This window comes from Serratia sp. CY76391 (genome assembly GCF_052166695.1).
GTDB classification, from domain to species: domain Bacteria; phylum Pseudomonadota; class Gammaproteobacteria; order Enterobacterales; family Enterobacteriaceae; genus Serratia; species Serratia nematodiphila.
On sequence record NZ_JBJNOJ010000014.1, the window covers coordinates 15,166 to 29,663 of the forward strand.

At 60.4% G+C, this 14,498-nt stretch carries 11 protein-coding genes; 5 read left to right on the forward strand and 6 right to left on the reverse strand.

Annotation, left to right across the window (positions count from 1 at the left end):
* The first annotated feature begins 133 nt into the window (after positions 1-133).
* Positions 134-1,609, forward strand: a complete 1,476-nt coding sequence (gene ilvC, locus ACJ8PN_RS22040; RefSeq protein ID WP_004929973.1) for a ketol-acid reductoisomerase — start codon at positions 134-136, stop codon at positions 1,607-1,609.
* Positions 1,610-1,655: 46 nt separating this feature from the next.
* On the opposite strand, the gene ACJ8PN_RS22045 is transcribed toward ilvC, so the two are convergent.
* Together ACJ8PN_RS22045 and ACJ8PN_RS22050 are read right to left on the reverse strand one after the other, a co-directional pair.
* Positions 1,656-2,357 carry a LuxR family transcriptional regulator gene (locus ACJ8PN_RS22045; protein ID WP_275095267.1) on the reverse strand — a complete coding sequence of 234 codons (702 nt, stop codon included), beginning with the start codon at positions 2,355-2,357 and terminating at the stop codon, positions 1,656-1,658.
* A 244-nt stretch (positions 2,358-2,601) separates the two neighbouring features.
* Positions 2,602-3,534 carry a sugar kinase gene (locus ACJ8PN_RS22050; RefSeq protein WP_351109073.1) on the reverse strand — a complete coding sequence of 311 codons (933 nt, stop codon included), beginning with the start codon at positions 3,532-3,534 and terminating at the stop codon, positions 2,602-2,604.
* A 238-nt stretch (positions 3,535-3,772) separates the two neighbouring features.
* On the opposite strand from ACJ8PN_RS22050, the gene pdeH reads away from it, so the two are divergent.
* Both pdeH and ACJ8PN_RS22060 read left to right on the forward strand, forming a co-directional pair.
* Positions 3,773-4,564 (forward strand): cyclic-guanylate-specific phosphodiesterase, encoded by a 792-nt coding sequence (gene pdeH, locus ACJ8PN_RS22055; protein ID WP_021505226.1) that lies wholly within the window; start codon positions 3,773-3,775, stop codon positions 4,562-4,564.
* 91 nt (positions 4,565-4,655) lie between these two features.
* A complete protein-coding gene (locus ACJ8PN_RS22060) occupies positions 4,656-6,695 on the forward strand; it encodes an AsmA family protein (protein ID WP_351109070.1) in 2,040 nt (679 codons plus the stop codon).
* On the opposite strand, the gene ACJ8PN_RS22065 is transcribed toward ACJ8PN_RS22060, so the two are convergent.
* From ACJ8PN_RS22065 to yhjD, 3 genes are all read right to left on the reverse strand, one after another.
* Positions 6,696-7,463 (reverse strand): CDP-diacylglycerol diphosphatase, encoded by a 768-nt coding sequence (locus tag ACJ8PN_RS22065; RefSeq protein ID WP_171454928.1) that lies wholly within the window; start codon positions 7,461-7,463, stop codon positions 6,696-6,698. It abuts the gene before it with no gap.
* Between the two features lie 101 nt (positions 7,464-7,564).
* Positions 7,565-8,887, reverse strand: coding sequence for an MFS transporter (locus tag ACJ8PN_RS22070; protein WP_016930463.1), 1,323 nt, complete (start codon positions 8,885-8,887; stop codon positions 7,565-7,567).
* Between the two features lie 329 nt (positions 8,888-9,216).
* Complete coding sequence (gene yhjD, locus ACJ8PN_RS22075; protein ID WP_171454927.1) at positions 9,217-10,236, reverse strand: inner membrane protein YhjD; 1,020 nt, start codon at positions 10,234-10,236, stop codon at positions 9,217-9,219.
* 341 nt (positions 10,237-10,577) lie between these two features.
* On the opposite strand from yhjD, the gene ACJ8PN_RS22080 reads away from it, so the two are divergent.
* Complete coding sequence (locus ACJ8PN_RS22080) at positions 10,578-11,444, forward strand: crotonase/enoyl-CoA hydratase family protein (RefSeq protein WP_004929989.1); 867 nt, start codon at positions 10,578-10,580, stop codon at positions 11,442-11,444.
* A 16-nt stretch (positions 11,445-11,460) separates the two neighbouring features.
* Here ACJ8PN_RS22080 and pdeR read toward each other — a convergent pair whose 3' ends face one another.
* The gene (pdeR, locus tag ACJ8PN_RS22085; RefSeq protein ID WP_442535224.1) at positions 11,461-13,455 is read right to left on the reverse strand and encodes a cyclic di-GMP phosphodiesterase; all 1,995 of its coding nucleotides are present in this window, start codon (positions 13,453-13,455) and stop codon (positions 11,461-11,463) included.
* A gap of 532 nt (positions 13,456-13,987) precedes the next feature.
* Between pdeR and spy the strand changes: the two genes are divergently transcribed.
* Positions 13,988-14,479, forward strand: a complete 492-nt coding sequence (gene spy / locus ACJ8PN_RS22090; protein ID WP_044031925.1) for an ATP-independent periplasmic protein-refolding chaperone Spy — start codon at positions 13,988-13,990, stop codon at positions 14,477-14,479.
* Positions 14,480-14,498: the final 19 nt, after the last annotated feature.

The following is a 14,498-nucleotide window of genomic DNA, read 5'->3' on the forward strand; positions in this document are numbered from 1 at the left end:
GCAATATCACGTTCTCAATATATCAATTTAAGCAACGCATTTCCTGTTATACATTGAGTTTAACGAATCTCCGCACAGACAGGGCGGGGAATGAAAATAACAATGCAAGACAACATCAAACCGGAGTACCACCATGGCTAACTATTTCAACACATTGAACCTGCGTCAGCAGCTGGCGCAATTGGGTAAATGCCGCTTTATGGCGCGCGACGAATTTGCTGACGAAGCCGGCTACCTGAAAGGTAAAAAGGTGGTGATTGTCGGCTGTGGCGCTCAGGGCCTGAACCAGGGGCTGAACATGCGTGACTCCGGCCTGGATGTCGCCTATGCCCTGCGCAAAGAAGCGATCGACGAAAAGCGCGCTTCCTGGCGCAAGGCGACCGAAAACGGCTTTAAGGTCGGCACCTACGAAGACCTGATCCCACAGGCGGATCTGGTGGTTAACCTGACGCCGGACAAGCAGCACTCTTCCGTGGTGCGTGCGGTGCAGCCGCTGATGAAAGACGGCGCGGCGCTGGGGTATTCCCACGGCTTCAATATCGTTGAAGTGGGCGAGCAGGTGCGCAAAGACATCACCGTGGTGATGGTCGCGCCGAAGTGCCCGGGCACCGAAGTGCGCGAAGAGTACAAGCGCGGCTTCGGCGTGCCGACCCTGATTGCGGTTCACCCGGAAAACGATCCGAAAGGCGAAGGCATGGCGATCGCCAAAGCCTGGGCGGCGGCGACCGGCGGCCACCGCGCCGGCGTGCTGGAATCCTCCTTTGTCGCTGAAGTGAAATCTGATCTGATGGGTGAGCAGACCATTCTGTGCGGCATGCTGCAGGCGGGGTCTCTGCTGTGCTTCGACAAGCTGGTTGCTGAAGGCGCCGATCCGGCTTACGCCGAGAAACTGATTCAGTTCGGCTGGGAAACCATCACCGAAGCGCTGAAGCAGGGTGGCATCACCCTGATGATGGATCGCCTGTCCAACCCGGCCAAGCTGCGTGCCTATGCGCTGTCCGAACAGCTGAAAACCATCATGGCGCCGCTGTTCCAGAAGCACATGGACGACATCATTTCCGGTGCCTTCTCCAGCGGCATGATGGCCGACTGGGCGGAAGACGACGTGAAACTGCTGACCTGGCGCGAAGAGACCGGCAAAACCGCGTTCGAGAATGCGCCGCAGTTTGAAGGCAAGATCAGCGAGCAAGAGTACTTCGATCATGGCGTGCTGATGGTGGCGATGGTGAAAGCGGGCGTTGAGCTGGCGTTCGAAACCATGGTCGATGCCGGCATCATTGAAGAGTCGGCTTACTACGAGTCGCTGCACGAGCTGCCGTTGATCGCCAACACCATTGCGCGTAAGCGTCTGTATGAAATGAACGTGGTCATCTCCGATACCGCGGAGTACGGCAACTACCTGTTCGCCAACGCAGCGGTGCCGTTGCTGAAGGACTTCATGACCACCCTGCAGGCGGGCGATTTGGGCAAAGCCGTGGCGGGTACGGCGGTGGACAACGCGCAGCTGCGCGACGTGAACGAAGCGGTGCGCAGCCACCCAATCGAAACCGTCGGCCGCAAACTGCGTGGCTACATGACCGACATGAAACGTATCGCCGTTGCGGGCTGATTTTCCGCAAGATAAAAAACAAAAGCCGGCTGCAATGCCGGCTTTTTTATGCCTGCGGCGGCGCGATCAGTTGCCGTTCAAGGCCGCGCCGGATCGCGTGTTTGGCGTTGGCGACCCCTAGCTTACGCACCGCATTGCCGATGTGAAACTTCACCGTGCCGGTTTTGATCCCCAGGATCAGCGCGATCTCGTTATAGGTTTTGCCCTGGCTGGCCCAATAGAGAATTTCCCCTTCGCGCGGCGAGAGCCGATCCTTTCGGCCAGCCTCGGCGCTGGCCAACGCAAACGCGTGCTGGTGGGTATCGACCAAGACCATCTGCAGGCAGGCCCTTTCTTCCGCCATTAGCTGCCGCAGTTCGGCGTCATCGGCCGCCGTCGCGCTGATCGACAAGATCGCCAGGTTGTTGTCGTGATCGTGCAAAACAAAGCTGCAACCGTGCACGATGTCGTACTCCCGCGCCTGGCTGAAGATCTTCCGGTAATGCCGATCCTCGGTGGTGAGGGCGGTGTCGTGCCACATAAAGGGCGCACAGCGGCTATGGGCGGCGCGCACGACGGGATCGATGTGCTGATAGCGATTGGCATTGTAGATGTCCAGCCATTCTTGCGGGTAGTTCGATACCAGCAGATGGCGATCGGGATGGTGTTTGTTGAAGGTCAGGTAAGCGTATTTGAATTGGCTAAAGGCCTGTAGCCGGCCGTCAAGATGCAGTCTTGCGGCGACGGCGTTGGCGAATGTGGCGGCCATCGGTAACCTCCCTGTCGTTCGGCGGCTCAGCCCGACCTGCACCAAAGTCCAGCTAGTCAGTGCGGCGGATTGAAATTTATACTCGGCTAATAAATTCAAAAAGACGGCAATGCCAAGACCCGAGCTTAGCAGCTCTGGGCGGAAATAAGCCAACGCCAGGGAAATTCTTTCAATCATCCTCTGATCAATGCTTCTGGGATCCATTGCGTGGGCGGCGGGGGTGACTTCGCCGCCGCCTTATTGATTATGCGGGCATCGCCGCTGCGGGAATGATGGCGCCGCGATGTTGGATCACCGTCGCAGCAAGCTGGTGGCCGCGCTGCGCCGCCTGCTGGGCACCGCCGCCGTTCATGCGCACCGCCAGGTAGCCGGCGCTGAAAGAGTCGCCCGCTGCGGTGGTATCCACCACGCGCTCCGGCGGCAGCGCGATCGCCGGCACCTCAAGCCGCTCCCCCTCCACATTGAACACCAGACAGGCATCCGCGCCGCGTTTGATAACGATCTCGCCGACGCCGAGCGCCTGCGTGCGCGTCACTATCTGTTCAACCGGCTGCGCTCCCCACAGCAATTCTTCGTCATCCAGCGTCAAAAAGGCGATGTCGGTGCAGGCCAGCACCTCGCGGTAGGCCTGCTGCGTTTCCTCACGGCTTGGCCACAGGCGCGGGCGGTAGTTGTTGTCGAAGATCACCTTGCCGCCGTTGGCGCGACAGCGGCGCAGCAACGCCAGCAGCTTCGTGCGGTCGGCAGGCGCGAGGATCGCCAGGCTAATGCCGCTGAGGTACAGGTAATCGAACTGCGCCAGCCGCGCGCACAGTGCGTCGGCCTGCGGTCCAGCAAGCCAATAGCGGGCGGCGGCGTCATTGCGCCAATAGTAGAAAGTGCGTTCGCCGGCGGCGTCGGTTTCGATCACGTACAGGCCCGGCAGCTTGTTGTCGAATTGCTGAATCAACCCGGTCTCGATCTTCTCCTGCCGCCAGGCCTGCAGCATCTCGCCGCTGAAGCTGTCGGTGCCGAGCGCAGTGACGTAATGTACCTGCAACGTCTGTTTCGGCATTTGGCGGGCGAGGTAGACGGCGGTGTTGAGGGTATCGCCGCCAAAGCCGCGCGTCAGCTGTGCGCCCTGCTGCGACAGCTCGATCATGCATTCGCCGATCACGGCGAGGTTTCGGATAGTCATCGTCAATAAGCCCTGGCTAAAGAAGAAGCAACAGCCACCAGTCTCCACGCAAGGCGGTAAGGGAGTCAATAAATTAAAACAGTGTTTTAATTTTTTATGATCGCGATCGGCCAACGCCAACAGGGTGAAGAGGAAAGCGTGCGGCAATTCGTGCTTAAAGTTTTACGCGGCGTGGCCGATAAGTTGGGTAAAGAAACAGCGGCAGCGCTCTCACTTCCCCGCCACGGCGATAGTACCGATGATAACCAATCTGATCTCGGGTCTGCTGGCGCCCTGTTTTGCCCTCTATGCCTGCGCCAAATCGCGGCGCTACTGGCGGCAATGCCGGCGCTTGTATACCTTCCAGCCGATTTATCGCACCAGCGGCGCGCTGTTGGCGGTGGAACTGCTGACGGCGGTATATCACCCGAATGAGCCGGACAAGCGGCAATCCCCGGAACACTATTTTGCCTCGCTCGGCGTCGCCCAGCGTTTGCGGGTGGTTCAGGAACAGCTGGCGTTGTTGCAGCGCTGGCAGGCGTTGTTCACCCGCCATGCGGTGATGGTGTCGGTCAATATCGACGGCATCGCGCTGCAAGCATTGCAGCGTCATAGCGCCTTGCAACGGCAGATCGCCGAGATGCCCTATCTGCGCTTCGAGCTGGTGGAGCACGCCGCAACGGCATCAAGCCGCCCGCTGCAGCAGATTGTCGGCGGCGAGCGGCTGTGGCTGGACGATTTCGGCAGCGGGCTGGCCAACTTCTCCGCCGTCGGTGCCTGGCGCTATCAATACATCAAGGTGGCGCGCGAATTGTTCACCTTGCTCAAACAGTCGGAAGAGGGCGTCCAGCTGCTCGGCACCCTGATCAAAATGATGAACCAGCACAGCGACGGGGTGATCGTCGAAGGCGTGGAAACCGAGCAGGAGTGGCGGCTGGTGCAGCGCTCCGGCGCGTTGGCCGCCCAGGGCTACTACCTTTCCCGTCCGGCGTGCTTTGAAACGCTGCACAGCGTGCCGACGCTGTTCGCCGCACCCGGCGCGCCGGCGTGAACTCCGGCCCATCCTCAGCTAGGCTTAAACGGGGCTGCTAACTCCTTTTCCTTTCATTCGGCAGCCCGATTTATGCGCTGAGGGAGCCGCTATGACAAGAACAGGAAAGGTTTTCAGCTGGCTGGGCGGCATTGTGCTGCTGCTGATCGTCTCGCTGGCGATCTTCATCGCGACCTTCGACTGGAATCGACTCAAGCCCACCATCAACGACAAAGTGTCGGCCGAACTGCGGCGACCGTTTGCCATTCGCGGCGATCTGGGCGTCGACTGGTCGCGCAATCCAGATGAGGGCGGTTGGCGCGCCTGGGTGCCCTGGCCGCATATTCACGCCGAAGACGTGTGGCTGGGTAACCCGAAAAACATGCCCGGCGACAGCATGGTGACGCTGCAGCGCGTCGACGCCAGCATTGCGCCGCTGGCGCTGCTGGGTAAAGAGCTGCTGATCCCGCGCATCTGGCTGAAGCAGCCGAATGCTTCGTTGCAACGCCTGGCCAACGGCGACAACAACTGGACGTTTGACCTGGCCGCCGGCCAGGATCCCAAGCAGCCGCCTTCCGACTGGTCGTTCACCGTTCACGACATCGTATTCGACAAGGGGCAGATCGCCTTTAAAGACGCCACGCTGAAGGCGGATTTTCGCGCCGTCATCGATCCGCTCGGCAAACCGTTGCCGTTCAGCGAAGTGACCGGCAAACAGGGCGGCGACAAGGCCGCCACCCCCGATTACGTTTTCGGCTGGCAGGTGAAAGGCAAATATAACGGTGAACCGTTGAGCGGCAGCGGCAAGATTGGCGGCATGCTGTCGCTGCAGAGCGCCGATTTGCCCTTCCCGCTGCAGGCCGACGTGCGCTCCGGCAGCACCCGGGTGGTGGTCGCGGGCACCTTGTCCGATCCGCTGAACCTCGGCGGCCTGGACGTGCAGTTGAAATTTTCCGGTGAAAGCCTGAGCAACCTCTATGGCCTGACCGGCGTGTTGTTGCCGAATACCCCGCCGTATGCGACCGATGGCCATCTGATGGCTCGTCTGCATCAGCCGGGCGGCGCGGTGTTTGAGTACCAGAAATTCGATGGCAAAATCGGCGACAGCGACATTCACGGCGATTTGAAATACGTTGCCGGCAAACCGCGGCCGACGCTGAGCGGCGCGGTGAACTCCCGGCAGCTGAGGTTGGCGGATCTGGCGCCGCTGATCGGCGCGGACTCCAACGCCGCCAAAGCCGGGCGCGGCGAGAAAAGCCGTCAGCCGGCGGATAAGGTGCTGCCGGTCGAACAGTTTGATACGCAAAGCTGGAGCAAGATGGATGCGGACGTGAAGTTTGCCGCCGCGCGCATTGAACGCGGCAGCGATTTGCCGCTGAGCGATCTGGCCACGCACCTGAAGCTGAACAATGGCGAACTGCGCCTGGATCCGCTGCGCTTCGGCATGGCGGGCGGCAGCCTGAACGCCGTCGTGCGCCTCGACGGCGGCAAAAAGCCGATGCGCGGGCAGGTGGATATGCATGCACGCAAACTTCAGCTTAAACAGCTGTTGCCGAACGTGGAGGCGATGAAGCGCAGCCTCGGGCAGATGAACGGCGACGCCAGGTTGACGGGCAGCGGCAATTCGGTGGCCGAACTGCTGGCGACCAGCAATGGCGACCTGCGCCTGCTGATCAATAACGGGGTGATCAGCCGTAGCCTGATGGAGATCCTCGGTCTGAACGTCGGTAACTATCTGGTGGCGCAGCTGTTCGGTGACGACGTGGTGGGCATCAACTGCGCGGCGGCGGACGTCGGCATCCGCAGCGGCGTCGCCGCGCCGCGGCTGTTCGTGTTCGACACCGAAAACGCGGTGATCAACATCACCGGCAACACCAACCTCGCCACCGAACGGCTGGATTTGTCCATCGATCCGGAAAGCAAGGGTATGCGCGTGCTGACCCTGCGCTCGCCGCTGTACGTGAAAGGCACCTTCAAGCACCCGGACGCCGGGGTCAAAGCCGGGCCGCTGATCGCGCGCGGCGCGGCGGCGGTGGCGTTGGGGGCGGTACTGACGCCGGCGGCGGCGCTGCTGGCGCTGGTCTCGCCCAGTGAGGGCGGCGAGGAGAACCCGTGCGGGCAGATCCTGCGAGAGATGAAAGGCAAAAAATAATCAGGCGTGCGGCGGTGGCGTGAGCAGCCGGCAGTCGTGATCCTGGATCTCTTCCGCCGAAGCCAGGGTAAACGGCAGCAGGCTGCGCTCGGTCGCCAGCAGCAGGAAATCGCCGTCCGGCAGCGCGGTCATCGCCAGGCCGAAGCTGCCCATGCGCCCGTCGGCGCGCGGCAGGCCGGAAGCCAACAGGCGGAAGGCGCCCTGTTGTTCCAGTTCGGCGGGGGTCACCCGCCGCCCCAGATAGTCATGCCCCAACAGGCCGCCGGGCAGCGGTTGCCATTGCTCGATGAAATCGGGGCCAATCTGCGCCAGCCGCTGTTTTACCGCCGGCGACAGGCAGGAGATATGAATGTGCAGCTGGTTTTGCGTGCGGCCATATTCCGAGTTGATCGCCAGTGAAATGTCGCCGTCGTCGATCGGTTTGCCATAGCGTTCCGCCATCACGTGGCGCGCGCGCCAGGCCTGGGCGAAGAAATTCGGCGTGGCGGCCTCCAGCACCGCCGGGCTTTCGATACCGGTGATTTTGGCGCTGGGCATCAGCAGGTATTGCAGCGGCCCGTTGCGATCTTTAAACACCACGAAACCGGCTGGCACATCCACCTGCGCGCAGGGCGCCGGGTTGTCATGCGCTTGCTGATTGGGCAGACATTGCTGGCTGACGATGCGCCACAGCGCATCGGGATGGTCAGGCTTCAACCCGTAATAGAGCGCGATGGCGAGAGCCGCCAGCAGCGCAACGCAGACAAATACCCCACGACGCAGAGACATCGGCCGATCCTGTTACCGAGAGAAACATTCAGAATAGCCCGGTTTTATGACAGGAAACGAACAACGCGTGCGGCCCCCCGCAGTGAGGGGGCCGCAGAGGATCACAGCGACTGGTGGCGGGTTTCTTTCATCAGCAGCAGCGCCAGCAGCGTCAGCCCGGCCATCGCCGCCAGGTACATGCCGACGTAGAACAGCCCGTAGTGGGCCGCCAGCCAGGTGGCGATATAAGGCGCCACGGACGCGCCGAGGATCGACGCGACGTTGTAGGAGAATGACGCGCCGGTATAGCGCACTTCGGTAGGGAACAGCTCCGGCAGCAGCGCGCCCATCGGGCCAAAGGTCAGCCCCATGATGCTCAGGCCGCACAGCAGGAAGCCCATCACCAGCGCCTGGTTGCCGGAACCCAGCAGGGTCGGGAACAGGAACGCGAAGCCGATCATCAGCAGGGTAATGGCGATCATGGTCTTGCGGCGGCCGAACGCGTCCGCCAGCAGACCGGCGATCGGCACCATCACGCCGAAACCGATCACCGCCACCATCAGCATCCACAGGAAGCTGTTGCGGGAGTAACCGAGCCCGAGCGGCTGCGGCGCGGTGCCGTAGGTCATCGAATATACCGTCATCAGATAAAACAGCGTGTAGGTCGCCAGCATGATGAAGGTGCCGAGGATGGTGGCTTTCAGATGCTTGCTCAGCAGTGTGCCGAGCGGCACTTTCACCTGTTTGCCAGCCTTGGCCGCTTTGGCGAACACCGGCGTTTCATGCAGCGATACCCGCACATACAGGCCAATCAGCACCAATGCGGCGGAGAGGATGAACGGCACGCGCCAGCCCCATTCCATAAACTGCTGGTCGCTCAGCAGCCACGAGAGCAGCAGGAAGGTGCCGTTGGCGAAGAAGAAACCGATAGGCGCCCCTAACTGGGGGAAGGAGCCGTACAGCGCGCGCTTTTTGGCCGGCGCGTTCTCCGTCGCCAGCAGAGCTGCGCCGCCCCATTCGCCGCCCAGCCCCAGCCCCTGCCCAAAGCGCGCCAGCGCCAGCAGGATAGGGGCGAAGATGCCGATGGTTTCATAGCTCGGCAGCAGGCCGATCAGCACGGTGGAAATCCCCATGGTCAGCAGCGAGGCGACCAGCGTCACCTTGCGCCCCACGCGATCGCCGAAGTGGCCGAACAGCGCAGAGCCGATAGGGCGCGCGACAAAGGCGACGGCGAAGGTGGCCAGCGACTGCAGCGTTGCGGTGGTCGGGTCGCCCTGCGGGAAGAAGATGTGCGGGAACACGATCACCGCGGCGGTGGCGTAGATGTAGAAGTCGAAAAACTCGATGGCGGTGCCGACCAGCGAGGCGACGATGACTTTCCCGCGGGAGTTCACCGGTGTGGACGCGTCGTCGGCGTCGAGTGGGGGTGCGATGGTGGCTTGCATATCTATTTCTTATTGTTGGAGGGGGTAAAAATCCATCTTAGTGACAGCATTCCGCCTTTTCAACGCTGGAACTCTGGGCAGCGCCGCCACTAACCGGTTAAAAAGACTAATGTTTTACCTGGCTTCTTTTCTGTAGCGTTAAACGTTGAGAAATGGGGTTCATGCAGCGGGAATGGCTGTAAAAACGGGAAAGAAAAGTGATTGGGTAGTTTGTTATGCTGGTTTTTCGAATTCCATGCCGCATGATTTAGAGGGATTGACTGGTTTTCTGCTTATTAACCAGAGGAAAGTGCCGGCGCGTGCGATAACACCGGCACGATTGCATGGCTTCAGCGTGCCGGCGGCTCGCGTTCCGGCAAGGCTTTGTCGCCTTTGTAGTCGGCCGTTGCGATCCAGGCGGCGCAAAACAGCGTCAGGCGGGCGAAGAAGTAGAAGAACGCCATCAGCCCGATCACCGAGCCGAAGGCCGCGCCGGAAGGCGATTTCGCCACCTGCGGCAGCGTCATCGTCATCACGAACTTGATCACCTCAAAGCCGATAGCCGCAAGCAAGGTGCCGCGCAGCAGCGCTTTTTTCTTCGGTTTGTGGCGTGGCAGCATCCAGAAAATCCACAGGAACAGCAGATAGTTGGCGAAGATCGAGATCGACAGTGCGATCGTCGTCAGCGCCGGCCGCAGCCATTCGATGCCGTCCAACCCCAGCGCGTTGACGATCGCCGCCTGCGCCGACCCGGCGACCGAGGTCAGCGACAGCGTGATGATCAGCGCGACCACCAGGCCGGTCAGCGAGATGAAATCGCGGGTGTACTTGAAATAGATTTTCTCCTGATCCTGCGGATTGCGCTCCCAGACATCGCGTGACTGCGCGCGGATCGCTTCGCGCAGGTTGCCCATCCAACTGATGCCGGAATAGAGCGCCAGCGCCAGACCGGTCAACCCCACGGTGGTGCGCTGCTGAATGGCGGTATTGACGGTGTTCTTCAGCGTGCTGGCCAGCGTCGGATCGCTGATGCTGCCGACGATCCGGTTGATCAAGCGGGCCAGCAGATCCGGGTTGGAAGCCAGCACGAAACCGGCGGCGGCGAACGACACCATCAGGATCGGGATCAGCGAGAGGAATGAAAAGTAGGTGATGGCGGCGCCGAACTGGCTGCCCAGCCGATCGTTAAAGCGTTCGGCGGCGCGCAGCAGGTGAGCCACGCTCGGCCAGGCTTTGATGCGTTCAATCAGACGTGAAAAACCGCTGATGCGGCGGTCGAGCGTCTCATGGCCGGTCTTGATGGCGATAAGCGGCTTCGGCGGCGTGTCTTGTGCGGGCTGGCGGCGTTCCTGGTCTGGTCCTCTAGGCATTACTTCACGATTTCCTTAACGTTAAACGGCATGTATCAGCGTTGATTATAGCCAAAGCCCTGCGGCGTTTTGAGCGCCGGGGCGGCAAACGGTCAATTTCCGAGCTTAACGCGTTAGCGCCCGGCATGAAATGCCGGGGATGGTGCGATAGGTAAAATTCCTATGAAAACCCCGTGGCGCCTCGGTTTTTTTCACTTCTCTACCTCCAATTTTTATCTGTTTCGTCGGCGAGAAAGCGTTTACTCATGATGTGGCGTCGCGCTTTGCCGCTCGCCGCTCCGCTGCAGCCGTAGGGGCTGGAACGGTCTCATCCGTCATCAACAGAAAAACTGGAAGGTCTTATGAAATTGCTTAATCACCCCACCTGTCGTCCGTTTACCGAAGCGGGCAATCTGTCGCAGATCTCCGCCTACTATGAAGAGGGGCGGCACATTATGTGGATGCTGCTGCGCGCCGCGCCGCGCCCCTGCTTCAACCAGGCGTTGATTGAAGACATCATGACGTTGGCGCAGGCGGCGAAGGAGTCTTCGCTGCGGTTCGACTTCTGGGTCACCGGCTCGCTGGTGCCGAACATGTTCAACGTCGGTGGCGATCTGCAGTTCTTCGCCGAAGCGATCAAAAACCGCAAGCGTGAGGCGATGATGGCCTACGCGCGCGCCTGCATCGACTGCGTGCATGCGGCGGCGCGCGGTTTCGACACCGGCGCGGTCAGCATTGCGATGGTTGAAGGCAGTGCGCTGGGCGGCGGTTTTGAAGCGGCGCTGGCGCACCATTTCGTATTGGCGCAAAACAATGCGCGCATGGGCTTCCCGGAGATTGCGTTCAACCTGTTTCCCGGCATGGGGGGTTACTCGCTGGTGGCGCGCAAGGCGGGCATGCGCTTGGCTGAGGAGCTGATTTGGGGCGGCGAGTCGCACACCGCAGAGTGGTTCGAGAGCCGCGGGCTGGTAGACCAGCTGTTCCAACCCGGCGACGCTTACCTGGCGACGCGCACCTTCATTGATACCATCCGGCCGAAGCTCAACGGCATGCGCGCCATGCTGCGGGCGCGTCAGCGCGTGTTGCAGCTGACGCGTTCCGAGCTGATGGACATTACCGAAGATTGGGTGCACTCGGCCTTTACCATTGAGGAAAAAGACCGTGCCTACATTGAGCGGCTGGTGATGTTGCAGGATCGCCATACCCTGAACCTGCGTCGTGCCGGCTAACGTTAACGCGCCCGCCTCATGCGGAGGGTGAGCGCGGGCGATAGGACTGCAGCCAATGCTCCAGCTGTTCCGGGAGCATTGGCCGCGCGAACAGAAAGCCCTGTTTTTCGTCCACGCCGACTTCGTCGAGGAAGTGGTTTTCGCTCTCGGTCTCCACCCCTTCGGCGATCACGCGGAAGGCCAACGCCTCCGCCGCCGCGACGATCGCGCGTACCAGCGATTGCGATACCGGATTGAAATTCACCCCGCGCACGAAGCTTTTATCCAGCTTGATGGCGTCCAGAGGAATGCGTGCCAGCTGCGCCAACGATGAATAGCCGGTGCCAAAGTCGTCAAGATGCACCTGCGCGCCCAGTTCGCGCAGCCGGGTGATCAGCGCGCGCGCGCGATTCTCGTCTTCAATCAGGCTGCTTTCGGTCAACTCGAAGTCCAGCAGACAGGGGGCCATGCGGTGACGGTGCAGCACCCCGAGGAGGTCGTTGACGATGCTGTCATCGGCCAGCTGACGGGCAGAGAGGTTGACCGCCACCCGCAGATTCAATCCCTGCTCTTGCCACTGCGCTGCCTGCCCGGCGGCGGTTTGCAGCACCCATTGGCCCAACTGGCCGATCAGGCCGGACTCCTCGGCGTAGGAGATGAACTGCAGCGGCGGGATCAGGCCGCGCTCCGGCGAATCCCAGCGCACCAGCGCTTCCACGCTGTGCACTTCACCGCTGTGCGCGTCGATTTTAGGCTGGTAATACAGCACCAGCTGATTTTGCTCCAACCCTTTGCGCAGATTGGTGTCCAGCCACATGTACTCGGCGACGCGTTTGTTCATCTCCGGCGAGAAGACGGTATAGGTGCGTTTTCCGTGCTCCTTGGCGACGTACATGGCGGTATCGGCGCTGCGGATCAGGCTGTCGAGATCGTTGCCGTGCTCCGGGCACAGCGCGATGCCGATCGAACAGCCGGTATACACCTCAATCAGGCCGATGCGAAAAGGGGTCTTCAGCCTGTCGATAATGCGCTGCGCCAGCGTTTGCAGGCGCTCGCGATCGCTTTGTGGCGCCAGCACCAAGAATTCGTCGCCGCCGAGGCGGGCGAGCACTTGATCCGGGCTCAGGCAGCCGAGGATCGCCAGCGCGACCTCGACCAGCAGCCGATCGCCGAACATATGGCCGTAGGCGTCGTTGACCTTTTTGAAGTTGTCGAGATCGAGGTACACCAGGCCGAAACTCTCTTCGCCGCGCGTGGCGATGGCGTGATTTATCTTGTCCTGTATGGCGTTACGGTTCGGCAGGCCGGTGATGAGATCGGTGTTGGCCAGCACCCGTAGCCGCTCTTGCGCGCGGCGTTCTTCGGTGATGTCGGTACCGGAGCAGATCAGAAAGACTTCGTTTTTTCCGCTGCCGCTGTGCACGAATTTGTTGCGAAACAGGAACAGCCGTTCACCCTTGACCGTCTTTACCCAGCGTTCCACCTCATAGGACGAACCGTTGCGAAAGAAGCCGGCGATGTTGCGCCGCGAAGCGGCGGCTTCTTCCGGGCTCATAAACAGTTGGAAAACGTTTTTGCCGATCACCTCGTGTTCGTGCAGCCCGGTGTACTCCTCGCTCAGCCGGTTGAAGCGCTGGATGCGGCCGTGTTGATCGACGATCACGATCACCGAGTTGGCTTCGGACACCACCTGCTCGGCGAAGGAGAGGCCGTGCACCAGGTCGCGCGCCACGGATTGGGTGTCGCTGAAGGCGGAAGCGGTGCCCGCCCATTCGAGGTTGTTGACGCGGCGCCCGACCAGATGCAGATGCAGCGGTTCACCGGCTAGCGTAATGGTCAGCTCAAGGCTGGCGGTCACGCCGGTCAGACGGCGGATTTTCGCCGCTTCCATAGCGCTGAGCGCCACCGCGACATGAGCTTTGCCCTTAATAGCGGACAGCTCCAGGGCATTGCTGTCAAACGCCAGCCGCCAGTGGGGGCTTTGGGTGCCGAAGTGAGCGCTAAGAAGCTCAGGGCCTTGGTCTGCGGGCATGACGATTCCTCAAAAGAGCACGGGCGGGCGGCCGGCACAGCGCCGGGCAGCCTGTTGGCCCGAAAGCGATCGCCGTACGCATCTGTGCATCATATAACAGGTTTTCACAGGCGGGGCGGGTGATGGAAACTATTATATAAGCAATGATTAGTTTTGCGGTGTAAACGTCGCCCGGCGGCCGCTTGCCTTAAAGTGTAGGAGAACATCGGATCGTGTGATGCTTAGTGATTTTCCCTGCTATCGGAAAACGGTTGATACAAGGTTGCCGTGCAGGTGAGTAAATTATAGCGGTGAGGGGAAAGCGGAAAAATAACTCCACCGGGGGGATTTTTGCCGAGAAATTAAAATTTCCATCAAATAAACGCCATCTTCATAGTTTTTTCATAATTGGTGAATAAATCCGAGCCGGGTTTTAAAAAGTTTACACACCCTCGCATTACTTGAAATTTATCAGCCTATTATTATCTCCGACAACGAATGAGCCTGTTAACGAACAGCGCTCCTGATGAAGAAAATTTTTAAGGAAATGATTATGCGTAAATTGACGGCTTTATTTATTGCTTCCACGCTGGCTCTGGGTTCTGCTTCCGCGGCGTTCGCCGCCGATACGGCGACGGCCCCGGCGGCGGATGCGGCGCCGATGAAAATGATGCATCACAAGGGTGAAGGCAAAGGCGGCCCGTTCGCCGGGCTGAACCTGACCGAGCAGCAGCGCCAGCAGATGCGCGATATTATGAAAGAGTCGCACCAGAAGCGCGGGCCGGGCATGAAAGAGGAGCGCCAGGCGTTGCACAATCTGGTCGCTTCCGACAGCTTTGACGAAGCGAAGGCGAAGGCACAAATTGACGCGATCGGCAAAGCGCAATCCGAACGCATGCTGGCACGCGCCAAAGCGGAAAATAAAATGTATAACCTGCTGACGCCTGAGCAGAAAAAACAATACAATGAGAATTATCAGAAACGCGAGCAAAAGATGATGGACCACATGAATAAAATGAAGGAGCAGATGCCCTCCGGTCAGTAATATCCGCTCGCGGTGAATA

What these genes read in the sequence shown, in the direction of transcription:
- ACJ8PN_RS22045 (WP_275095267.1), bottom strand. Translation starts at nt 2,357, where the DNA reads ATGGCCGCCACATTCGCCAACGCCGTCGCCGCAAGACTGCATCTTGAC.
- ilvC (WP_004929973.1), top strand. Translation starts at nt 134, where the DNA reads ATGGCTAACTATTTCAACACATTGAACCTGCGTCAGCAGCTGGCGCAA.
- ACJ8PN_RS22080 (WP_004929989.1), top strand. Translation starts at nt 10,578, where the DNA reads ATGAAATTGCTTAATCACCCCACCTGTCGTCCGTTTACCGAAGCGGGC.
- yhjD (WP_171454927.1), bottom strand. Translation starts at nt 10,236, where the DNA reads ATGCCTAGAGGACCAGACCAGGAACGCCGCCAGCCCGCACAAGACACG.
- pdeR (WP_442535224.1), bottom strand. Translation starts at nt 13,455, where the DNA reads ATGCCCGCAGACCAAGGCCCTGAGCTTCTTAGCGCTCACTTCGGCACC.
- ACJ8PN_RS22050 (WP_351109073.1), bottom strand. Translation starts at nt 3,534, where the DNA reads ATGACTATCCGAAACCTCGCCGTGATCGGCGAATGCATGATCGAGCTG.
- ACJ8PN_RS22070 (WP_016930463.1), bottom strand. Translation starts at nt 8,887, where the DNA reads ATGCAAGCCACCATCGCACCCCCACTCGACGCCGACGACGCGTCCACA.
- ACJ8PN_RS22060 (WP_351109070.1), top strand. Translation starts at nt 4,656, where the DNA reads ATGACAAGAACAGGAAAGGTTTTCAGCTGGCTGGGCGGCATTGTGCTG.
- ACJ8PN_RS22065 (WP_171454928.1), bottom strand. Translation starts at nt 7,463, where the DNA reads ATGTCTCTGCGTCGTGGGGTATTTGTCTGCGTTGCGCTGCTGGCGGCT.
- pdeH (WP_021505226.1), top strand. Translation starts at nt 3,773, where the DNA reads ATGATAACCAATCTGATCTCGGGTCTGCTGGCGCCCTGTTTTGCCCTC.
- spy (WP_044031925.1), top strand. Translation starts at nt 13,988, where the DNA reads ATGCGTAAATTGACGGCTTTATTTATTGCTTCCACGCTGGCTCTGGGT.